Raw genomic sequence first — 21219 nt, forward strand, 5'->3', positions numbered from 1 at the left:
ACACCCCTAGCCCAGATGCAAATGGAAAGCCACGAAAAGCCAAAAAACATTTTTTTCTGATTTAAAAAAGCGACCAGCGGAAGCTCTTTTTAAATCTTGAAAAAAAGTTTTTTGGCTCGAGTGCTTGTAATGGACAGCTGGAAATAGCTTCTAATAATATTCATAAATTCAATCGTCTTTGTCTTGGAACACAAAATTAATTCCGAGCTGAAATGACGCACTGCTGGCTTTAGAAATATCTTTATATTCTAAGATGTTATTGACGAGTGCATAAATATTTACTGGCCCGAGTGTTCCTGCGAGTCCTAAACCGATATTTTTATTCGAAAATGTATCGAAAGTATAAGTGGCTTTCACATCTAATTTTCTAAAAATATTTCTTCTATAAAAAGCAGTCAAGGCAACTAAAGGCTCACGCGGAGCAGACATTCCGAAAAGCTGAAGTCCAACAGCATTTTTATAATATTTTTCGACGCTGCCACGGCAGTTGCATTCATCGTCTGGACGTGCCTCGCCAAAAGAATATTGAATGGAAGAATAAATTTTTGTCGGACGCCAAGTGGTATATTTATTATAAAGCGTATCTCTAGGAATGGCTTTGTCGAATTCATCAAAAACATTTTCAGGATCATCTAAACTAAAAAAGTCTGGATTTGCTCCATTGTATTGATAAGTTCCTTTATAGGTAAGTGTTTCGATATCTTTGGTTTGCCTCACAAATCCCAAATCGACAATACTTGCCGTAAACTGCAGATTGTCTTTTATATAATAGGTAATTCCGGCATCTACACCAAAACCTAAACTTCCGTTAAAAAAAGTATTATTAACAAGATCTTGAGCAATATTTCCTTCGTATTCATCTTTTGTAAAACTAGATAATCCAGAAGTTTTTAATTCTAAATTGGAAGAAATAACTTGGTTATAAAGATTTGGAGTTCCTGCCTGCTGACCTGTATAAATGTATCCTGAATTTTTTGTCGAAGTAGCATTTGCACCGCTCGAGTAGATTTTGGCGCGCCCTCCAAGCACCAATTTATCATTGACTTTTTTATGAAAACCGACATGAAAAACAGAAAGCACCTCAGCCTTCATATTCAAATCTCCCAGATTAAACGATTTTCCGATATAATCTCTATTCCCGTCTAAAGCTAGCAAAGCCAGATCTTTTGGAATAAACATAAAAAAATCAAATTCCTGATAGACGCCAAACGAAACATAAGATTTACTGTCTCTTCCTCCTACTCTAAATCCGCCAGAAAATAACTCCAATTGCTGGTTGGTTACGACTTTATCTCGGCTAGATGATTTATTAATAACATTTCGAACTTTTTGATTGAAGTCGACTCCATTGTCTGCAAACAGATCGTAGGCAGAAAAACTGCTGGAGCCCACATTGGCTGAAATTCCAGATAAAACAGGAAATCCGAAATAATATTTGTACGAAACATCTGCTCCTGGATTTACCAGTGAAGACTGCGGAATTGAGGTAAAATTATATAACAGCTCTCTGTTTTGTGCAAAACATGAAAGATGAAAAAACAAGCAAAGAATTAGCGTTTTTCTCATTCGATTACTAAATAAGCAGTGGCACTTGATCTTAATTTTAAATTTCCTAAACTCTCACTGTTTAATGGAGGCCCTGCAGTAATAATTACCACAAAACCAATTCTTTGGGTTTGTTTTAAAAGATCTAATCGCGTGTTTTCAAAAACTTCTGTTGGGTATTTTATAACATTTGGTGTTCCTTTATAAGATGGAACTGCAAAAGATATGGTTTGCAAAGGCTGATTTTCTGCATTAAGCAGAATCATATTGATGATAAAAGCACGATTTATATTATTTTCTACTTCAAAATCAAATTCAGCTTTTTTAAGACGTTCGTTAAAAAATTTATCCTTAAATATATCAAAATCTCTTACGTCAGGATAGATATTGGTTCCTCCATCGTCTACGAGTTTATTTGCAGGAATATCAAAATAAGCTAGGTTGGCTACAAAAACGGGCTCTAGCTTAAAATCATTTACCTGATCGAAATCTAACTCGCTGGAACAAGAAAACAATAGGAAAACGGAAAAAAATATGCTGAAAATTTTACTGATGGAGCGTGATCTCATGACAATATTTATATCGATACTAAATGTAACGCATTATGTTTACAATGATTATCTAAGGTAAGAAAATATAACAGTTTTTTAATGAAACTTTCCAAACAATTTCGAAGCTTCGTTGTAAGCGCTTTCAAAACTGAGTGAATTAAGTCCTGTTATTTTTTTGTTGGCAGTAAAATACGAAACCAATTTTTCTGTCGGCATATTTCCCGTCAATTTATCAGTCGCCATTGGGCAACCACCAAAACCTTGAATAGCACCATCAAAACGGGTACAGCCTGCTTTTGTCGCTGCATCGATTTTTTCGAACCAGCTTTCGGGTGTGGTATGAAGATGAGCGCCAAACTCAATTTCTGGATATTTCGGAATCAAATCTGAAAACAAATAGGTAATAACATCTGGAGTAGAAGTTCCGACAGTATCGGAAAGCGATAAAATCTTCACGCCCATTCCAGCGAGTTTTTCTGTCCATTCTGCGACAATTTCAACATTCCATGGATCTCCATACGGATTTCCAAACCCCATAGAAAGATACGTTACTACTTCTTTGTTTTTCTTATCGGCAACTTCCAGAATTTCTTCGAGCGTTACCAAAGATTCGGCTATGGTTTTGTGCGTATTACGCATCTGAAAGTTCTCAGAAATAGAAAAAGGAAAACCTAAATGTTGAATCTGCTCATAATTGGATGCTGCTATTGCACCTTGTGTATTCGCAATAATTGCAAGCAGTTTACTAGTAGTTTGAGAAAGATCAAGCTGTTCTAAAACGGCTGCAGTATCCTGCATTTGCGGAATAGCTTTTGGAGAAACAAAACTTCCGAAATCGATGGTATCAAAGCCAACTCGCAATAAAGCTTGTATATAAGTAACTTTATTTTTTGTCGGAATAAAAGTCTTAATGCCCTGCATGGCATCTCGAGGACATTCGATGATTTTGATTTCTTTACTCAAAGCTTATTCTTTTGTAAAGGCTAAGTTAGTTTCTTTTTATTGAAATAAAAATTATGTTTTTTTTAAAACCATATAAGTAATATAAGTTCATTTAATTAGATTGGATGCGTATGCAATATATACATCGTGTATTTGTAGAGACGCACTGCAGTTCGCCTCTACAGTACATTTAATATAATATTACATTAAACCGTAATTTTACAATTAATTACCAAAAAATGTAATATTGTAAATTATTACCAAAAAACGTAATAATAAAATTTATTACTTATATTTGTAATAGAAAGTTTATTATTTTTTAATTATATTTGGTTATGACTAGTGTAATTACAGGCGATATAATTGGTTCAAGACAGCAAAAATCGGAACATTGGGTAGAAGATTTGAAAAAAATCTTAGTTCCATTGGGCAAAACACCGAGCCAGTGGGAAGTGTATCGAGGGGATGAATTTCAAATTGAAGTTTCCAATCCCGAAGATGCGCTGCTAACTGCTATTTTGGTAAAAGCTCATTTGAGAGCCATAAAATCTGATGCACGCATGAGCATTGGTTTTGGAGATAAAACACATAATGCCGAACGAATATCTGAAAGTAATGGTTCTGCTTTTATTAATTCGGGAGAACTTTTTGAAACTTTAAAAAAACAGAAAGTTACTTTGGCCATGCGAACGGGAGATTTTAGTTTGGATGAAAATCTGAATTTAATGCTGCAGCTGGCATTAACATTTATGGACAGTTGGCTGGTTCAATCTGCCGAATTTGTTGCTTTGGCTATTGAAAACCCTACATTATCTCAGGAAGAATTAGGACAAAAACTCGGGATAAACCAAGCTGCTGTGAGTCGAAGACAAAAGCGCGCGCAGTTTGATCTGGTTATGAATTTAGACCGCTATTTTAGAAAACAAATAAAACAACTTACAGCCTCATGATCTTATTTATAAAACTGCTTCTCGCTCATTTATTAGGAGATTTTATCTGGCAACCCAATTCTTGGGTCGCCGATAAAGAAACTAAAAAACATAAAAGCATTTACTTATATGTTCATATTTTGCTTCATGGAGTTTTAGCTGCAATTCTGGCGGGAGAAATCCGTTTTATACCGTATGCTGTTTTAATTGCTGTTACACACGGAATTATTGATCTCATTAAACTGAATTTTCAGAAAAAGAAAACCAAACGCACTTGGTTTGTTGTCGACCAAATTGCTCATATTTTAATTCTGATTGGAATTGTATTGCTATATCAAAACAAAAGCATCATAAATTTCTGGTCTGATAATGAATTCTGGATTCTAATAACAGGATTATTACTGATTACCAAACCAACTTCGATTTTTATCAAAACCATTATTTCGATCTGGAGTCCAGAAAGCCAAAATAGCCATCAAGATTTTTCTCTTGCCAATGCAGGAAATTATATTGGTATTCTAGAACGTCTTCTTGTGGTTTGCTTTATTCTTACCGCTCATTTTGAAGCAATCGGATTTCTTTTGGCCGCTAAATCTATTTTTAGATTCGGAGATCTAAAAGAAGCCAAAGACCGAAAACTTACAGAATATGTAATGATTGGAACTTTAATCAGTTTTGGAATTGCAATAATTGTCGGCCTTGTAATTCAGGCGCTACTTTTACAATTGCCCTAAAACTTTTTTGTTGATTGCTTTTATTAAAGCTGGACCTTCATAAATAAAACCAGTGTACAACTGCACTAAACTTGCACCTGCATTTAGTTTCTCAATCGCATCGTCTGCAGAATGAATTCCTCCTACTCCAATAATTGGAAATGCTTTATTGCTTTTTTCTGAAAGGAAACGGATTACTTCTGTAGAACGTTTTGTTAATGGTTTCCCAGACAAACCACCCATTTCTGATTGGTTTGCAGATTGTAAACCTTCTCTAGAAATAGTAGTGTTTGTTGCAATTACACCAGCAATCTGAGTTGTTTTTACAATATCAATAATGTCTAATAATTGCTCATCTGTTAAGTCTGGAGCAATTTTAAGAAGAATAGGTTTTACTTTTTGAGAACTTGTTTTTTGTTTTTCAACATTTCTATTCTGCAAAGTCTGCAATAAAGCTGTCAAAGGCTTTTTATCTTGTAAAGCTCTTAAATTTGGTGTATTTGGCGAACTCACATTCACTACAAAATAATCAACATTGTTAAAAAGCGCATCAAAACAAATGATGTAATCCTTAACTGCATCTTCGTTATCGGTTACTTTATTTTTTCCGATATTTCCTCCAATCAAAACACCCGAATTCTTTTTCAAACGCTCTACAGCTTCTAGAACACCTCCATTATTAAATCCCATTCGGTTGATAATCGCTTGGTCTTCTTTTAGTCTGAATAAACGTTTTTTCGGATTTCCTTCTTGTCCAACTGGCGTTACCGTTCCTATTTCAATAAAACCAAAACCAAAATCGCCTAGTTCTTTATATAATTTGGCATCTTTATCAAAACCTGCCGCAAGTCCAACTGGGTTTTTGAATTTAATTCCGAAGACTTCTCTTTCTAATCGAGCGTCTTTTACTTCATAAATTGATCTTATAATTGCCGAAACTCCAGGGATTTTTGAAATGAATTTTACAAAAGAAAAAGTAAAGTAATGCACTTTTTCAGGATCAAAACAAAAAAGTATCGGACGAATTATCAATTTATACATAAGAGTTGTGTTGTGTTATTTTTTCAGCTGCAAATTTAGATATTATAGTTTAAAAAGGTGCTTATTTCCAAAAACAAATAATTTCTATTTTGTTCAATTCCTAAATAAAAGAATTAACACCGCCAATTGCATACTTTTTTGTTGCAAATTATAATATGAAACCTGTTTTGGTTTGTGGACAGATTGCTCTGATACAGATATTAGCTACTTTTAAATACTATTTAATGATCGCTATATGTTATTCAAAAAGAATAAATCAAATCGCTTTTTTAAACTGGTTTTCTTAGCCTTATTTTCTGCACTCGCATTAGACGGATTTGCGCAACAAGAAAAAGACACTACTAAATTGATGAATGTGCGTTATGGCAATAAAGGAATCGAACTGGAAACTCGAGACAAAAAATTTCTTTTTCAATTGGCAAGCCGACTTCAGTTTCGTTTTTCAACACCAAATGATACCGATCCTCTAACGTATGACGATTACAGTCAAGATGCTAAAACGACTTTTAAAATTAATCGTGCGCGACTTAAAATTGGCGGTCATGCTTTTGAACCTTGGCTTAAATATTATTGGGAATACGAATTAAGTCAGTCCAATTTACTTGATTTCAGACTTATGATTGAAAAGTGGGATTGGCTGAGTTTTAAAGTTGGACAATGGAAAACAGAATTTACTCGCGAACGTTTTATCAGCAGCGGTGAACAGCAGATGGTTGACCGATCCTTAATTAACCGCCCTTTTACGGTAGACAGACAGCTCGGAGTTGAAGTTTACGGTCATTTGAAAGGAACTGGAATTGCCGATTTTAATTATTGGGCTGCGGCTTTGACAGGAACAGGACGAGGAAGCACTACCAATGACGACAATCATTTAATGTATTTCGGAAGAGCACAATGGAACTTTTTAGGTAGATCTCTTGAATTTGAAGGCTGCGATTTAGAATTTCACGAAAAACCAACTCCTATAATTGCTTTCTCCGCAGTGACCAACCGAAGCCCTTATACTCGATTTTCTCAAGCCGGCGGAGGCTCTCTTGATGGTTTTGAAGATGGATTGCCTGGTCAGTATAGAGTCAATCAATGGAATCTGGAAACCGCGTTTATGTTTCGTGGTTTTTCTTGGCAGAGTGAATGGCATACTAAAGAGATTATCGACAAATACAATAATGATGAAATGACCGTCATGAAAGGATATTACGTTCAGGCTGGATATTTTTTCCATAATGTTTTCGAATGGTGGCCAAAAAAACTAGAAATGGCAGGAAGACATGCAGCATACCGACCAGATAATTCGATTAGACAAAATAGACAAGACGAATCTACATTGGCTTTTAATTGGTTTTTTAAAGGGCATAAAAACAAACTTACTTCAGAAGTAAGCTATTTTAGTTTTCAAGACAAAACGCTGCCTTTAGAGCAAGGCTGGCGTTTTAGAATCCAATGGGATATATCACTGTAATTCAAAATCATACAGCTAAACTTTCAATCAATTTCGATAAATCGTTCATTTTTTTTCATAACTTTAATTCATATAAACCACTGAATATGAAAAATATATCCAAAACAGTAAAAAAATCAGCACTTTGGTGTTTGATCGGCACATTTTTCCTTGTTTCAATTGACAGTTTAGCACAACGTCATGGTGGTGGAAACCGTGGCGGCGGAGCAACGCATACGAGACCTGGTTCTAATGGCGGAGGCATAAAACGTCCGGCCAATAATTCTGGAAACAAAATCACAAGACCTGCAAATTCTAACAAGAAGATCACCAGACCGGCCACTTCAAATAATAAAGCGGTCAGACCATCTACAACAAATAGAAATAACACAGTAAACAGAAACAATACGGTAAATAGAAACAATATTGGAAACAGAAATACCAATATCAGCGGCAATACCGTAAACAGAAACCGAAATAATGTAAACATTAACGTTAATAATAGCGTACATGTTCGTAACAACCGTAACACTTATGTAAGACCTGCACCTCGCCCTTACGTTCGTCCGCCTTACGTATACGGAGGTTATAGATACAATACTTTTCATCCGTATTACTATCACCCTTACAGACCTTATTATTGGGGACCAGTTTGGCATCCTTGGGGATTTTTCGTAGCCACTTTAGCCGTAACAGCGATTGTAGTTAGTGTCGAAAGCCAGCAATATCATTATGATCAGGGAGTTTGGTACACTTCTAGCAGCGGTGGTTATACGGCAGTGCCAGCTCCTGTTGGCGGAACTGTAAATAATATTCCGAGTGGAGCGCAAACCGTTAATACAGGAACCGTCAATAATTATTATTACGGAGGAACCTATTACGAAAAAGACGGATCAACTTACAAAGTGGTAGCTCCTACAGCAGGAACAATTGTAGAAAGTTTGCCAGAAGGTGGCGAAGAAGTAACCATTGGAGATGTGAAATATATCAAATTTGGAGAAACTTACTATCAGCCTGTTCAAGTGGATGGTAAAGACAAATATGAAGTCGTGTCTGTTGAAAAAGAAAGTTAGTTTTATTAATTCTATAAAATTAGTATAATTATAAAGTTATTTTTATAATTTTATCCCACTATTGACAAACCCATTATTCGTTCAAAAATAATTAACCATGAAAAACAAGACCTTCTGGATTTTTGCTTTGCTTACATTATCCATTATTTCGATTGCTTACAGTTACAACAAATTTGCTGCTAAAGAAGAAAAAAAAGTTGTCGCAGAATGTCATGAAACGCCAACTAATACAGCATCTGAATTTAAGCCAACTGTAGAAAATAAATTCAAACCTGCTGTAAAAGCTCCGAAAGGAATGGTTTGGATTCCTGGAGGCGAATTCTCAATGGGTTCAAATGTAGAAGACGAGAGTTTGTGCAGTATAAAAGGCGTTACAAAAGATGCAGCTCCTATTCATAGAGTTTACGTTGACGGTTATTATATGGACGAAACCGAAGTTACGAACGAAGAATTTGAAAAATTTGTAAAAGCGACAGGCTATGTAACTGTTGCGGAACAAAAACCAACAAAAGAAGAATTTCCAACTGCAAATGAAGAGGATTTAATTACAGGTTCTGTTATATTTACCCCTACACCATCTGCAGTTAATTTGAATAATTTTCTTCAATGGTGGCGTTATGAACCGGGCGCAGACTGGAGACATCCAGATGGACCGCAAAGCAGTATTAAAGGAAAAGAAAATTATCCTGTTGTTCATGTGGTTTATGAAGATGCCGAAGCTTACGCGAAATGGGCAGGAAAAAGGCTTCCGACAGAAGCTGAATGGGAATTTGCAGCCAGAGGCGGTAAAACAGGAAATCTTTACGCTTGGGGAAATAATTTAAAACCTGACGGCAAATTTCAAGCAAATATCTATCAGGGACATTTCCCTATAAAAGACGGCGACACTGGAGAAGACGGTTTTAAAGGAATTGCTCCAACAAAACAATATGCTCCAAATGCATACGGCTTATATGATATGGCCGGAAATGTATGGGAATGGGTACACGACTGGTATAGTGTAGATTATTATAAATCCTTAGCAGAAAACGGAAAAACGATCAAAAACCCTCAAGGGCCAAGTGCTTACAACGATCCGAATGATCCTTCACAAATCAAAAGAGTGCATCGCGGCGGTTCTTTTTTATGCACCGATCAATATTGCACACGCTACATGGTTGGAACGAGAGGAAAAGGAGAATATCGATCTGCAGCCAATCACTTAGGTTTTAGATGCGTAAAAAGTAAATAACTAACTTATCATAACAGAAAGGGATTCAATTTTAGAATCCCTTTTTTCATTCATTCAGATATTGAAAGCCAAATTTCCCAGCAGATTTTTTTTTCTATATTTGCTAAAAAATCAAAAAAATGCAACATATCATAGATCGATTTATCAGTTATGTAACGATTGATACGGAATCGGATCCAAATTCACAAACAACACCAAGTACAGAAAAACAATGGAATCTTGCCAATAAATTAGTTGAAGAACTAAAAGCAATTGGTCTAGAAGAAGTAACTATTGACGACAAAGCGTACATCATGGCAACGCTTCCGAGCAATGTTGATCATGAAGTTCCTGTAATTGGTTTTGTTTCTCATTTTGACACTTCTCCAGATTTTAGCGGAGCGAATGTAAAACCGCAAATCGTTGAAAATTATGACGGAAAAGACATTGTTTTGAATGCGGAGAAAAACATCATTTTATCTCCAAACTACTTTAAAGATTTATTGCAATATAAAGGTCAGACCATCATTACTACTGACGGCACAACTTTATTAGGTGCCGATGACAAAGCTGGAATTACAGAAATAGTTTCAGCAATGGAATACCTCATCCAGCATCCAGAGATTAAACACGGAAAAATCAGAATCGGTTTTACTCCAGATGAAGAAATCGGTCGCGGAGCGCATCATTTTGATGTGGAGAAATTTGGAGCGCAATGGGCTTATACCATGGATGGAAGCCAGATTGGAGAATTAGAATATGAAAATTTCAACGCAGCTGGCGCTAAAATTACTTTTAAAGGAAAAAGTGTTCACCCAGGTTATGCCAAAGGAAAAATGATCAATTCGATGCTTTTGGCTAATGATTTTATTAATGAATTGCCAAAAGGAGAAACGCCTCAGGAAACGAAAGGTTACGAAGGTTTTTTCCACGTTCATCATATTAAAGGAAATATCGAAGAAACGGTTTTAGAATTAATTATTCGCGATCACAACAAGAAAAAATTCGAAAACAGAAAAGCGCTTATTCATAAAATCGCGAAGAAATTCAATAAAAAATTTGCGAAGAAGTTTGGCGAAGATATTGTAATTGCTGAAGTGAAAGATCAATATTATAATATGAAGGAAAAGGTTCTTCCTGTAAAACATATTGTTGATATTGCAGAAAAAGCAATGAGAGAATTGAACATCAAACCAATCATCAAACCAATTCGAGGCGGAACTGACGGTTCTCAATTGTCTTTTATGGGATTACCTTGTCCGAATATTTTTGCGGGGGGACATAATTTCCATGGAAAATACGAATATGTTCCAGCAGAAAGCATTCAGAAAGCAACTGACGTTATTGTGAAAATTGCTGAACTGACAGCGATTCCTGGAATTTTCGATAAGACAGAAAAATCTAAAAGAAAAAATTAAGCAATGCCTGAGAAAAAAAACGTTTGGGACAAAATGAATCAGTGGGAGGAAGAAATTCTTCTTCTTAAATCAATTATTGATAAAACTGAACTTATTGAAACTGTAAAATGGGGAGCACCTGTGTATGTTTTCAATAAAAAAAATGTTATTGGTCTCGGCGGTTTTAAAGATTATTTTACCATTTGGTTTTATAATGGTGTTTTCTTGAAAGATGAAAAGAAAAAACTGATCAACGCTCAGGAGGAAGTAACAAAGTCGTTGCGTCAATGGCGTTTTAAATCAAAAGAAGAAATAAACGAAAAGGATATTTTAGAATACATTCACGAAGCTATCGAAAACGAAAAGCAAGGAAAAATAATAAAACCTGCTAAAAAAGAAGCTATTATTTCTGAACTGCTGAATAAAGAAATGGAACAAAACCCAGCTCTAAAAGAAGCTTTTGAAAAATTTGCTCCTTATAAGCAATATGAGTTTTTAGAATATATAGAATCGGCAAAACAGGAAAAGACCAAACTTACGAGAATTGAGAAAGTGATGCCGATGATTTTGTCGAATGTTGGGCTGAATGATAAATATCGATAAATCAAATTCCAAATTTTTAAAATTCCAAATTCCAATACTGTTGTCATCATGCGAGCTGTTGAAGAGTTTTAACGCAAAGAGCGCAAAGGTTTTTTCGCAGAGAACGCTAAGTTTTTTTAAGAAGGCAATGTCCGCAAAGATTGACGTAGAGACGCACCGCAGTGCGTCTAACACATAGTTTTGCCGAGTGAAAAAGATTTAATGCAGTCGTGATAGCTATCGGGAGCAAAGGATTTTCGCAGAGAACGCGAAGATTTTGAGAAGGCAATGTCCGCAAAGTTTGATCGTAGAAACGCACTGCTGTGCGTCTAACGCAAAATATTTCGATGCAGTTTGTTATCCTGACGAAGGAAGGATCACACTAGAAATTCCATAATGAATTTAAACAGTAAACCTTTGTCAAAGTTTAAAACTTTGACAAAGGTTTTTTTTCTACGCAAAGTATTGTCATTGCGAGGAACGAAGCAACCACACTGATCAAGTTCGTCAAAAACATCCGAAATGAGATTGCTTCGTTCCTCGTAAAGACCTACAATGCGATTATTTGAACAAGACAAAAAAAATCCCAAATTCCACTTCAAAATTGGAATTTGGGATTTTTAAATTTTATTGGAATTTTAAAAAGCTTACGCTTTTTTATTCAAAGCAGCGCTTAATTCTAAAGAAATAGCAGAACGCTCTAATTTTAATTTTCCTGACATGGTTTCGATTACAACAGTAGTTTCTGCTAATTCAGCGATTCTACCGTGGAAACCACTTTTTGTAACTATTTTGTCACCTACTTTAAGGTTGCTTTCAAATTCTTTTTCGTTTTTCGCTCTTTTTTGCTGTGGTCTGATCATGAAGAAATAGATTACCACGAACATTAAAAGGAATGGCGCAAATTGAGATAATTGTCCCATAATTTAAATTTGTTTTTGATTTATATTTAATATTTTTCTTTTGGCTCTTCGACTCCGCTCAGAGTGACAAGTATTGGAATTTGGAATTTATTTTTTGGAATTTTAAAATTCTACATCAACCCTCTACCTACTTTTACCATCTTTTTATTGGCAGTAAGTTCTTTAACCAAATTATCTAAAATTCCGTTGATAAAAATACTACTTTTTGGTGTAGAATACTCTTTTGCAATTTCTAAATATTCGTTAAGAGTTACTTTTACTGGAATTGAAGGAAATTTAATAAACTCGCAAATTGCCATTTTCAAGATAATCGTATCAATTTCAGCAATACGGTCACTGTCCCAGTTTGGCGTTTTATCTTCATATTCTTTAGCAAAAGCAGTTTCGTTTAAAACTGTTCTTCTAAAAAGATCTTTTGCAAAATCTTTATCTTCAACATCTTTGTACAATTTTGGCACTCTAAAATCGTCTGGATCTTCTGTTTTGATTGCTTTCAATTGTTTAACAATATGAGTATTTACAACCGGAATATCATCAACCCAAGTCAATTTATCATCTTCCAAATACTCGTATAATTTTTCGTTTGGAACAATAACATTTTCAAACAACTCAATGATAAATTGTCTGTCTTCTTCAAATGTATTTACATTATTGCTCATGTATTTTTTGTAGATATCGCTTGCTTTAACATCATTTAAAAGCAAAATAATATAATCGTCGTTTAAAGACCAGTTATTGATTTTACGATTTTCTAAAGCGATACTAAGAGAATTGCTTTCGGCAAGAAGTTGAAAAATTTTGTTCTTTACAAATTTTTCATTTGGGTTACGTTCTGCTGCAGTAGCAAGGTGTTTTTTACTTGACAGATGTAAAAAAACAGATTCTTTTTTACAAATTTCTATCAATGAAGAAAGCATTATAAGGTATAAGTCCTGAATATTATCAATGCTGTAGAAAAGAAATTTCTCTTCTTTTTCCATGTTTTCAGAACCGCTTTGATGCATTGCATAAATGGATTGCATTACTTTAACGCGTATGTGTCTTCTATTTACCACCGTGTAAGAACATTTAAAAATTAGTCTGCAAAAGTATAACTTTTGATGCGTATTTTAAAATTTACACATTAAAAAAACGTTTATTTTGAGAAAAGTTATGTAAAAAGTGGTCAGTAATCAGTTTTTGAGCGGTCAGTTTTGAGTATTGAACTTAGTCTTACTTAGTTGTAGAAATAAAAAAATCTCAGCTTTCAGAAAAACTGAAGACTGAGATTTTATATTATTTTATGTAAAATTGAGCATTAAACTGAACACTCAAAAACTGAACACTTAATTACTTAGCCGCATTCTCGATTCTTCTCTGATCGATACGGTTTTGAGCAATTGTAAGTGCCGCTTTATGCGTTGTGATATTGTTTTTAGCAGCGAAATCAATAATTTCTAAAGTAGTATTGTAGATATTCTCTGTTTTACTCATGATTTCAGCTTTACCGTAGTTAGCCAATTCAGCATAAACATTGATAATTCCACCTGCATTGATTAAGAAATCTGGAGCATATAAAATACCTCTTTCTGTCAATCTAGCTCCGTGAACATTCTCATCTGCTAACTGATTGTTTGCAGCACCAGCGATCACTTTAGCTTTAATTTTTTCGATTGTATTATCGTTGATTGTTGCTCCCATCGCACATGGCGCATAGATATCAACATCTGCAGTATACAAATCTTCACCAGTATAAATTGTAGCGTTGTATTTTGAAGCAACTTGGTATAATTTTTCTTCGTTAATATCAGAAATAGTAACCTGTGCTCCTTCTTTAGTTAAATATTCAACCAAAGTTTCTCCAACGTGTCCGATTCCTTGGACCAAAACTTTTTTTCCATCTAAAACATCAGTTCCAAACTGACTTTTAGCAGCGGCTTTCATACCTAAATAAACACCGTAAGCTGTAATTGGAGAAGGATTTCCAGAACCACCTCTTTCTTCAGAAATACCCGTAACATAAGGAGTTACATCTCTTACTGTATCCATGTCTTTTGTTTCCATTCCGACATCTTCTGCAGTAATATATCTTCCGCTTAATGAGTGAACAAACTCACCAAACTTACGCATTAACTCAGGTGTTTTTTGCGTTTTAGCATCACCAATAATAACTGCTTTACCTCCACCAATATTCAGTCCAGTAATAGCCGATTTAAAAGTCATACCTCTCGAAAGACGTAAAACATCATTTAAAGCCTCCCATTCTGTGTTGTAATTCCACATTCTGGTTCCTCCCAAAGCTGGCCCCATAACCGAATTATGAATACCAATAATTGCTTTTAAACCTGTATCTTTGTCATTGCAAAATACAATTTGTTCGTGATCGTCAAAAGATAACTGACCAAAAACAGGATCCATTTTTTGAAGTTCCTTTCCAGTTGCGAAAGTTGCATCCATAGCGCTAGTATAAATTAGTTAAAATTATGAATTCGTCAAAAAGACTTCTCAAACATAATTAAAAAATACACATGTGCTAATTTTTTATCCTTAAAATAACAATTTTACAATATAATTGTTTTGATTAAATCGCAAATTATTATAAATTTATTTAATAATAATTCTTAAATACAAATCAATTCAATATCAGATTTCTTAAAAAAATGAAAGAATTAAGCTATTTAAATAAATATTTCGTCAAATATAAATATAGTTTTTCGCTAGGTATTTTAATCACTATAATCGCACAAATATTTTCTCTTTTCACTCCAAAGCTTATCAGTAAGTCTTTAAACGCTATTGAAAATTTTGATAAGCTATCTCCAACCGATCAAAAGTCTGAAGTTGTTATTGCCACGTTTCGTCAGGATCTTATTCATAATGTGTTGCTTATCATCGGAACAACAATTGTTGCTGGATTTCTAACGTTTTTAATGCGCCAGACTTTAATTGTAATGTCACGCCATATTGAGTTTGACTTGAAAAATGAAGTTTTCAGACAATACGAAAATCTTTCTCAAAATTTTTACAAACAAAATAGAACGGGAGACTTGATGAATCGTATTAGCGAGGACGTTTCAAAAGTTCGTATGTATGTGGGGCCAGCTGTAATGTATACTATCAATACATTTATTCGTTTTGCGATCGTTATATTATATATGTATAATGTATCGCCACTTCTTACCTTATATACTATATTGCCATTGCCGATTCTTTCGTACTGTATTTTCAAATTGAGTTCAGAAATTAACAAACGAAGCACCACTTTTCAGCAATATCTTTCTAAAGTTTCAAGTTTTACTCAGGAAATCTTTTCTGGAATTCGAGTTATTAAAGCGTATTCATTAGAAAATCAGCATCAAAATAATATGGTGGATCTGGCAGAAGAAAGCAAACGTAAAAGTTTAAGCCTGGCAAGAGTACAGTCTTTATTTGGTCCGTTGATGATTGCCCTTATTGGAATCAGTAATCTGGTTGTCATTTATTTTGGAGGTGTTATGTATATAAATGGTAGCATTCCGAATATCGGAACCATTGCCGAGTTCATATTATATGTAAACATGCTGACTTGGCCAGTTGCTTCTTTAGGTTGGGTTTCGTCTATGGTTCAGGAAGCTGAAGCGTCTCAAAAACGTTTGAACGAATTTTTGAAAATCGAACCAGAAATCAAAAACAACAACGAAAATTCATCAGAAATCGAAGGAAATATTACTTTTGATAATGTTTCTTTTACTTATCAAGATACCAATATTGAAGCATTGAAAAATGTTTCTTTTACAGTAAAAAAAGGAGAAACATTAGCCATTTTAGGAAAAACAGGTTCTGGGAAATCAACCATTCTCTCTTTAATTTCGAGATTATATGATGTAACGGATGGTGAAGTTAAAATTGATGAAAACGAAATTAGCACTTTAAACTTAAATGACCTTCGAAACAATATAGGAATCGTGCCTCAAGATGCCTTCCTTTTTTCGGATACAATTAAAAACAATATCAAATTCGGAAATCAAAATGCAACGGATGAAGAGGTTTTTGAAGCAGCCAAAAATGCCGTAGTTCATGACAACATTATTGCATTTAACAAACAGTACGACACCGTTTTAGGAGAAAGAGGAATTACACTTTCGGGAGGTCAAAAACAGCGTGTTTCGATTGCAAGGGCCATTATTAAAAATCCTGCCATTTTGCTTTTTGACGATTGTTTGTCAGCAGTTGACACCGAAACCGAAGAAATGATTCTGAATAATTTATTTGAAATTTCTAAAGATAAAACGACCATAATTGTAAGTCACCGAGTATCATCTGCCAAGAATGCAGACAAAATTATTATCCTCGAAGATGGTCGTATAATTCAACAAGGCTCTCATAATCAATTAATAAATCAAGAAGGATATTATGCAGCGTTATATTTAAAACAACTTTCGGAAAAAGAATTACTTTAATTGTTGCGTAATAGATAAATTTTTATGATTTTTGAGTACTATTAATTCCAAAAATGATAGAACGTATTATGAGAGAAAATGACATGTTAGAAAAAGAAGAGATTTTTTCTAAAGTATTACGAGCAGGAAGAAGAACTTATTTCTTTGATGTGAGAGCTACCAAAGCTGATGATTATTACATTACTATTACCGAAAGCAAAAAATTTACTGAGGAAGATGGTTCTTTTCACTTCAAAAAACACAAAATCTATTTATACAAAGAAGATTTTAGTGCTTTTGCTGAAATCTTAGAAGAAATGACTTCTTATGTTTTAAACCACAAAGGAGAAGAAGTAATTTCTGAAAGACACCAAAAAGATTTCAAAAAAGAATATAGCTCTGAGAAGGCTGAAAGCCAAAGATCTAGTTTTACAGATATTGATTTTGACGATATTTAATCAAAATCATCTACATATATAAGAGTCCAATTTGTTCTGCATTTTGGACTTTTTTTATATATTTAAATTTCTAATTTTAGATTTTAGAATGTAAATTTTAGATTTCTTCAGTAATTTCAATTCAAATATTTCAAAATGAAAAAATTAATTCTTCTTTTAAGTTTCATCTTCTTCTTCGCAATTTCTCTTTCTGCACAGCATATAGAATATGAAACGAAAAATAACATTCAATATTATAATGCATCAGCAAATAAAGCAGACAAATACATTAACGAAAGATGTGTTTTAGATCTTTATTATCCAAAAAATAAAACTGGATTTGCGACAATTGTGTGGTTTCACGGCGGCGGATTAACTGGCGGAAACAAAGAAATTCCTGAAGCTTTAAAAAATAAAGGTTTTGCTATAATCGGAGTTAACTACAGACTTTCTCCAAAAGTAAAAGCCGCAAAATGCATTGAAGATGCTGCGGCAGCGGTCGCATGGGCTTTTAATAATATTACCAATTATGGTGGCGATAAATCTCAGATTTTCGTTTCTGGACATTCTGCTGGAGCCTATTTAAGTTTGATGATTGGTTTAGATAAAAAATGGCTTCAAAAAGAAAATATCGATGCTAATTCGATTGCAGGACTTATCCCGTTTAGCAGTCAATGTATTACGCATTTTGAAATTAGAAGAGAAAATGGAATTCCAGAAAAACAGCCAACAATTGACGAATTTGCTCCTTTATATTTCGTTCGCGCCGATGCTCCGCCAATATTGTTAATTACAGGAGACCGCGAACTGGAAATGCTTGGACGTTATGAAGAAAACGCTTATATGGCTAGAATGATGAAATTGGTTGGGCATACGCAAACTAAATTATATGAATTGGACGGTTACGGCCACGGAATGACAGAACCTGGTTTTCCGCTTTTGGTTAATGAAGTCAACCGAATTTTGAAAGAACGTAAAAAATAATCACTAAATAAAAATCCACGGCAATGGAGACACAATTATTAATTATACCAGGACTTGGAGATTCTGGAGAAAAACATTGGCAAACTTTTTGGCATCGAAAATTCGAAAATTCAATTCGCGTTGTACAAGATAATTGGGACGAACCGATTCGAGAAGAATGGCTTGAAAGACTAAACGAGAATATCTTGAAACTGGACAAACCAACCATTTTAGTTGCGCACAGTTTAGCCGTGTCATTGGTTTTGCATTGGGCAGAAAAATATAATAATCCAAATATTATTGGAGCATTTTTAGTAGCTCCAGCAGATGTAGATTCGCCTGAGCACACACCAGAATGTACAAGAAATTTTTCGCCAATGCCACTTTACAAATTACCTTTTCCATCGGTTGTGGTAGCAAGCGAAAACGATCCTTATTCTTTATTCGAAAGGAAAAAATTCTTCGCAGAAAAATGGGGAAGTGATTTTGTAAACGTTGGAAAACAAGGTCACATTAACTCCGATTCTGATCTAAAATATTGGGAAGAAGGACAGGAGATTTTACGTGAGTTTCTTTCTAAAATAAATTAAGAGTATTCAGTGGTCAGTTTTTTAGTGCTCAGTTTTTTAGTGCTCAGTTTGGAGATTTGTCAGGCTGAGCGGAGTCGAAGCCCTTGCCAATAGGGACGCCCTTCGACTTCGCTCAGGGTGACAATTCAATTAAAATATTAATGATCCAAGAACTGAACACTAAAAATCTGAACACTGAAAACTACCCAATCCTCAGTCCATTTTCTATTTTAAAATCGGGAGCCAGTAAAATTACATCTCCCTCCTCGCCTACAGCACCAAGAACCAAACATTCGCTCATAAATTTTCCGATTTGTTTTTTCGGGAAATTGACAACAGCCACAATCTGACGATTTACTAAATCTTCCTTTTGATATCTTTTGGTTATTTGTGCCGAAGATTTTCTGATGCCTATTTCAGAACCAAAATCAATTGTCAGCTGAAAGGCTGGTTTTCTCGCTTCGGGAAAATCGTTTACTTCTATAATGGTTCCGACACGCATGTCGGTTCGTTCAAATTCATTCCAAGTTAAATCCATATTTATGCTTTTATTACAAACCTATAAATTTTGTAATTAATGCGCCTAATTCTATAACCCATTTCTTTTACTAACGGGCTAATTTTACTATAGAAACTAGTAGCTTAAACGTAAAAAACATATAACATGGAACATACTGAACCAAATGCATGCATGTCAATCAAAGATTTTGAATCTAATTTAAAACAGGTTCATACCGATAAATACATAGAAGTCGCACAAAATGTAAGGCTTTATGTTAAAGATTACGGTCAGGGAAAACCGGTAATTTTGATTCACGGCTGGCCTCTTTCTAATGAAATGTGGGAATATCAGATTGATCATTTAGTACAAAATAATTTTAGAGTAATTGCCTACGACCGCCGCGGATTTGGAAAATCTTCTCAGCCTTGGGACGGTTACGATTATGACACTTTAACAGATGATCTTCAGGAAATTATCGAACAATTGGAATTAACAGACGTTACACTTGTCGGATTCTCAATGGGTGGCGGAGAAGTTGTTCGCTATTTTAGCCGCCATGGCGGAAAAAACGTTTCTAAAATTGCTTTGATTTCTTCTATTATTCCATTCCTTTTAAAAACTCACGACAATCCTGATGGGCATCCAAAAGAGAAAAGCGACAATACAGCGGCAGCTCTTAAAGAAGACCGAATCGGATTTATAGATAATTTTGGAAAAACATTTTTCGGCGTTAATATTATCAATAAACCTTTAAGCACGCCTTTACTGGAATACTATAGAGCTTTATGTTCAGTGGCTTCTCCGCGTGCTACTTTAAAATGTGCAGAATCATTTTCTTATACTGATTTTAGAGACGAATTGGATTTTATAAAAGTTCCTGTTCTGATCATTCACGGAGACGATGACAAAATTGTCCCTATTGATCTTACTTCTAGAAAAGCGGCAAAATCTATATCAAACAACACTTATATAGAATATGAAGGAGCGCCACATGGCTTATTTTATACCGACAGAGAAAAACTGAATGAGGATTTACTGCAATTCTTAAATTCATAAAAAATAAAAAAGTATCCAAAGAAGCAAGCTGATACAGCTAACTGCTTTCTTTGGATATTTTTATTCTTGTGCTCTTTTATTTACAGATTTTTAAAGCTATTTTTGAAAATCAAATTTCAAATAAAATGGCACGAACAGAATCAACAATGCTTCCATTGGGAACAATTGCTCCTGAATTTTATCTAAAAGATACCAATTCAAACCATACTTTTTCTTTTGAAGATTTAAAAGGTTCTAAAGGCACTTTGGTGATGTTTGTCTGCAATCACTGTCCGTTTGTGCACCATGTAATTACAGAAATTGTAATGATCGCCAATGATTACCGCGTGCAGGGACTTGGCGTAATTGCGATTTCGAGCAATGACGCTGTAAAATATCCGCAAGATGGTCCAGAATTGATGACCGATTTTGCTATGGAAAACAAAATCGATTTCCCTTACTTATATGATGAAAGCCAAGAAACGGCTAAAGCTTATCAGGCAGCTTGTACGCCAGATTTCTATTTATTTGACAGTCAAGACAAATTGTTTTACCGTGGCCAACTAGACGATTCAAGACCTGGCAACGGGATTCCGCTTAGCGGAAGCGATCTTAGGGGCGCAATTGATGCGTTAATTTATAACAGAAGTTTAAAAGAACCACAGAAACCAAGCTTAGGTTGCGGCATAAAATGGAAGTAATTACGCATTAATTTAAAAAGATTTCGTACTTTTGTAAATCAGTTTAGTCATCTTTATGAGAAATACAATACCATCTACAGCCTCTATAAAGCCGTTTTGCATAGCAGAACCGCTTGCTGCTGTAATTATTTCGCATAATAAGGCCTTTATTTTTTAGGCCTCCGTCTACTTCACTTTTTTCTTCTTTTTGACGGAGGATTTTTACCAGATTTTAAATACTTAAAATTATTTGACAAAATCAAATTGGTCAGATATTTTTTGTTTTTTCTCA

The 21219-nt window shown here is 34.5% G+C and carries 21 protein-coding genes; 13 read left to right on the forward strand and 8 right to left on the reverse strand.

Going from position 1 to position 21219, the window contains the following annotated elements; genetic code table 11:
- Positions 1-168 precede the first annotated feature (168 nt).
- The 3 genes from AC3E9W_RS10340 to AC3E9W_RS10350 all read right to left on the reverse strand — a co-directional run bounded on the left by AC3E9W_RS10340 (position 169) and on the right by AC3E9W_RS10350 (position 3059).
- Positions 169-1566 (reverse strand): DUF5723 family protein, encoded by a 1398-nt coding sequence (locus tag AC3E9W_RS10340; RefSeq protein ID WP_488768281.1) that lies wholly within the window; start codon positions 1564-1566, stop codon positions 169-171.
- Positions 1563-2114 carry a hypothetical protein gene (locus AC3E9W_RS10345; protein ID WP_456893623.1) on the reverse strand — a complete coding sequence of 184 codons (552 nt, stop codon included), beginning with the start codon at positions 2112-2114 and terminating at the stop codon, positions 1563-1565. The genes AC3E9W_RS10340 and AC3E9W_RS10345 overlap by 4 nt, the downstream gene beginning before the upstream one ends.
- Positions 2115-2192: 78 nt before the next feature.
- A complete protein-coding gene (locus AC3E9W_RS10350) occupies positions 2193-3059 on the reverse strand; it encodes a hydroxymethylglutaryl-CoA lyase (RefSeq protein ID WP_488768282.1) in 867 nt (288 codons plus the stop codon).
- Between the two features lie 314 nt (positions 3060-3373).
- Between AC3E9W_RS10350 and AC3E9W_RS10355 the strand changes: the two genes are divergently transcribed.
- The gene (locus AC3E9W_RS10355; RefSeq protein ID WP_488768283.1) at positions 3374-3988 is read left to right on the forward strand and encodes a hypothetical protein; all 615 of its coding nucleotides are present in this window, start codon (positions 3374-3376) and stop codon (positions 3986-3988) included.
- On the forward strand, positions 3985-4701 hold the full coding sequence (locus tag AC3E9W_RS10360) for a DUF3307 domain-containing protein (protein ID WP_488768284.1): 717 nt from the start codon (positions 3985-3987) through the stop codon (positions 4699-4701). The genes AC3E9W_RS10355 and AC3E9W_RS10360 overlap by 4 nt, the downstream gene beginning before the upstream one ends.
- Here the strand turns inward: AC3E9W_RS10360 and AC3E9W_RS10365 are convergent.
- Positions 4687-5721, reverse strand: coding sequence for a quinone-dependent dihydroorotate dehydrogenase (locus AC3E9W_RS10365; RefSeq protein ID WP_488768285.1), 1035 nt, complete (start codon positions 5719-5721; stop codon positions 4687-4689). The genes AC3E9W_RS10360 and AC3E9W_RS10365 overlap by 15 nt on opposite strands.
- 235 nt (positions 5722-5956) lie before the next feature.
- Here AC3E9W_RS10365 and AC3E9W_RS10370 point away from each other — a divergent pair, with 235 nt between their 5' ends.
- The 5 genes from AC3E9W_RS10370 to AC3E9W_RS10390 all read left to right on the forward strand — a co-directional run bounded on the left by AC3E9W_RS10370 (position 5957) and on the right by AC3E9W_RS10390 (position 11442).
- Entirely contained in the window at positions 5957-7180 is a 1224-nt protein-coding gene (locus AC3E9W_RS10370) for an OprO/OprP family phosphate-selective porin (RefSeq protein WP_488768286.1), read from the forward strand.
- Positions 7181-7266: 86 nt separating this feature from the next.
- Positions 7267-8232 carry a DUF6515 family protein gene (locus AC3E9W_RS10375; RefSeq protein ID WP_306156996.1) on the forward strand — a complete coding sequence of 322 codons (966 nt, stop codon included), beginning with the start codon at positions 7267-7269 and terminating at the stop codon, positions 8230-8232.
- 97 nt (positions 8233-8329) lie between these two features.
- Positions 8330-9463 carry a formylglycine-generating enzyme family protein gene (locus tag AC3E9W_RS10380; protein WP_306156998.1) on the forward strand — a complete coding sequence of 378 codons (1134 nt, stop codon included), beginning with the start codon at positions 8330-8332 and terminating at the stop codon, positions 9461-9463.
- Positions 9464-9582: 119 nt separating this feature from the next.
- Entirely contained in the window at positions 9583-10860 is a 1278-nt protein-coding gene (pepT, locus tag AC3E9W_RS10385) for a peptidase T (protein WP_488768287.1), read from the forward strand.
- Positions 10861-10863: 3 nt separating this feature from the next.
- On the forward strand, positions 10864-11442 hold the full coding sequence (locus AC3E9W_RS10390; protein ID WP_488768288.1) for a YdeI/OmpD-associated family protein: 579 nt from the start codon (positions 10864-10866) through the stop codon (positions 11440-11442).
- Positions 11443-12068: 626 nt separating this feature from the next.
- On the opposite strand, the gene yajC is transcribed toward AC3E9W_RS10390, so the two are convergent.
- From yajC to AC3E9W_RS10405, 3 genes are all read right to left on the reverse strand, one after another.
- Positions 12069-12344 (reverse strand): preprotein translocase subunit YajC, encoded by a 276-nt coding sequence (yajC, locus tag AC3E9W_RS10395; protein WP_306157003.1) that lies wholly within the window; start codon positions 12342-12344, stop codon positions 12069-12071.
- Positions 12345-12454: 110 nt separating this feature from the next.
- Positions 12455-13366, reverse strand: coding sequence for a transcription antitermination factor NusB (gene nusB / locus AC3E9W_RS10400; protein ID WP_488768289.1), 912 nt, complete (start codon positions 13364-13366; stop codon positions 12455-12457).
- Positions 13367-13673: 307 nt separating this feature from the next.
- Positions 13674-14780, reverse strand: coding sequence for a Glu/Leu/Phe/Val family dehydrogenase (locus AC3E9W_RS10405; RefSeq protein ID WP_306157007.1), 1107 nt, complete (start codon positions 14778-14780; stop codon positions 13674-13676).
- A gap of 203 nt (positions 14781-14983) precedes the next feature.
- On the opposite strand from AC3E9W_RS10405, the gene AC3E9W_RS10410 reads away from it, so the two are divergent.
- The 4 genes from AC3E9W_RS10410 (at position 14984) to AC3E9W_RS10425 (ending at position 18731) form a co-directional block, all read left to right on the forward strand.
- A complete protein-coding gene (locus AC3E9W_RS10410) occupies positions 14984-16762 on the forward strand; it encodes an ABC transporter ATP-binding protein (RefSeq protein ID WP_488768290.1) in 1779 nt (592 codons plus the stop codon).
- A gap of 68 nt (positions 16763-16830) precedes the next feature.
- A complete protein-coding gene (locus tag AC3E9W_RS10415) occupies positions 16831-17199 on the forward strand; it encodes a PUR family DNA/RNA-binding protein (RefSeq protein WP_306157030.1) in 369 nt (122 codons plus the stop codon).
- A 135-nt stretch (positions 17200-17334) separates the two neighbouring features.
- Entirely contained in the window at positions 17335-18162 is an 828-nt protein-coding gene (locus AC3E9W_RS10420; RefSeq protein ID WP_488768291.1) for an alpha/beta hydrolase, read from the forward strand.
- A gap of 23 nt (positions 18163-18185) precedes the next feature.
- Positions 18186-18731, forward strand: a complete 546-nt coding sequence (locus AC3E9W_RS10425) for an RBBP9/YdeN family alpha/beta hydrolase (protein ID WP_488768292.1) — start codon at positions 18186-18188, stop codon at positions 18729-18731.
- Positions 18732-18912: 181 nt separating this feature from the next.
- On the opposite strand, the gene AC3E9W_RS10430 is transcribed toward AC3E9W_RS10425, so the two are convergent.
- Entirely contained in the window at positions 18913-19248 is a 336-nt protein-coding gene (locus AC3E9W_RS10430) for a tRNA-binding protein (protein WP_306157015.1), read from the reverse strand.
- A 126-nt stretch (positions 19249-19374) separates the two neighbouring features.
- Between AC3E9W_RS10430 and AC3E9W_RS10435 the strand changes: the two genes are divergently transcribed.
- Together AC3E9W_RS10435 and AC3E9W_RS10440 are read left to right on the forward strand one after the other, a co-directional pair.
- The gene (locus AC3E9W_RS10435; protein ID WP_488768293.1) at positions 19375-20268 is read left to right on the forward strand and encodes an alpha/beta fold hydrolase; all 894 of its coding nucleotides are present in this window, start codon (positions 19375-19377) and stop codon (positions 20266-20268) included.
- 125 nt (positions 20269-20393) lie between these two features.
- Entirely contained in the window at positions 20394-20948 is a 555-nt protein-coding gene (locus AC3E9W_RS10440; protein ID WP_488768294.1) for a thioredoxin family protein, read from the forward strand.
- Positions 20949-21219 lie beyond the last annotated feature (271 nt).

Source organism: Flavobacterium sp. 38, from assembly GCF_057799715.1.

Coding starts and splice junctions, on each gene's coding strand:
- AC3E9W_RS10340 (WP_488768281.1), bottom strand. CDS start 1,566: ATGAGAAAAACGCTAATTCTTTGCTTGTTTTTTCATCTTTCATGTTTT.
- AC3E9W_RS10345 (WP_456893623.1), bottom strand. CDS start 2,114: ATGAGATCACGCTCCATCAGTAAAATTTTCAGCATATTTTTTTCCGTT.
- AC3E9W_RS10355 (WP_488768283.1), top strand. CDS start 3,374: ATGACTAGTGTAATTACAGGCGATATAATTGGTTCAAGACAGCAAAAA.
- AC3E9W_RS10360 (WP_488768284.1), top strand. CDS start 3,985: ATGATCTTATTTATAAAACTGCTTCTCGCTCATTTATTAGGAGATTTT.
- AC3E9W_RS10365 (WP_488768285.1), bottom strand. CDS start 5,721: ATGTATAAATTGATAATTCGTCCGATACTTTTTTGTTTTGATCCTGAA.
- AC3E9W_RS10370 (WP_488768286.1), top strand. CDS start 5,957: ATGTTATTCAAAAAGAATAAATCAAATCGCTTTTTTAAACTGGTTTTC.
- AC3E9W_RS10375 (WP_306156996.1), top strand. CDS start 7,267: ATGAAAAATATATCCAAAACAGTAAAAAAATCAGCACTTTGGTGTTTG.
- AC3E9W_RS10380 (WP_306156998.1), top strand. CDS start 8,330: ATGAAAAACAAGACCTTCTGGATTTTTGCTTTGCTTACATTATCCATT.
- pepT (WP_488768287.1), top strand. CDS start 9,583: ATGCAACATATCATAGATCGATTTATCAGTTATGTAACGATTGATACG.
- AC3E9W_RS10390 (WP_488768288.1), top strand. CDS start 10,864: ATGCCTGAGAAAAAAAACGTTTGGGACAAAATGAATCAGTGGGAGGAA.
- yajC (WP_306157003.1), bottom strand. CDS start 12,344: ATGGGACAATTATCTCAATTTGCGCCATTCCTTTTAATGTTCGTGGTA.
- nusB (WP_488768289.1), bottom strand. CDS start 13,366: ATGCAATCCATTTATGCAATGCATCAAAGCGGTTCTGAAAACATGGAA.
- AC3E9W_RS10405 (WP_306157007.1), bottom strand. CDS start 14,780: ATGGATGCAACTTTCGCAACTGGAAAGGAACTTCAAAAAATGGATCCT.
- AC3E9W_RS10410 (WP_488768290.1), top strand. CDS start 14,984: ATGAAAGAATTAAGCTATTTAAATAAATATTTCGTCAAATATAAATAT.
- AC3E9W_RS10415 (WP_306157030.1), top strand. CDS start 16,831: ATGAGAGAAAATGACATGTTAGAAAAAGAAGAGATTTTTTCTAAAGTA.
- AC3E9W_RS10420 (WP_488768291.1), top strand. CDS start 17,335: ATGAAAAAATTAATTCTTCTTTTAAGTTTCATCTTCTTCTTCGCAATT.
- AC3E9W_RS10425 (WP_488768292.1), top strand. CDS start 18,186: ATGGAGACACAATTATTAATTATACCAGGACTTGGAGATTCTGGAGAA.
- AC3E9W_RS10430 (WP_306157015.1), bottom strand. CDS start 19,248: ATGGATTTAACTTGGAATGAATTTGAACGAACCGACATGCGTGTCGGA.
- AC3E9W_RS10435 (WP_488768293.1), top strand. CDS start 19,375: ATGGAACATACTGAACCAAATGCATGCATGTCAATCAAAGATTTTGAA.
- AC3E9W_RS10440 (WP_488768294.1), top strand. CDS start 20,394: ATGGCACGAACAGAATCAACAATGCTTCCATTGGGAACAATTGCTCCT.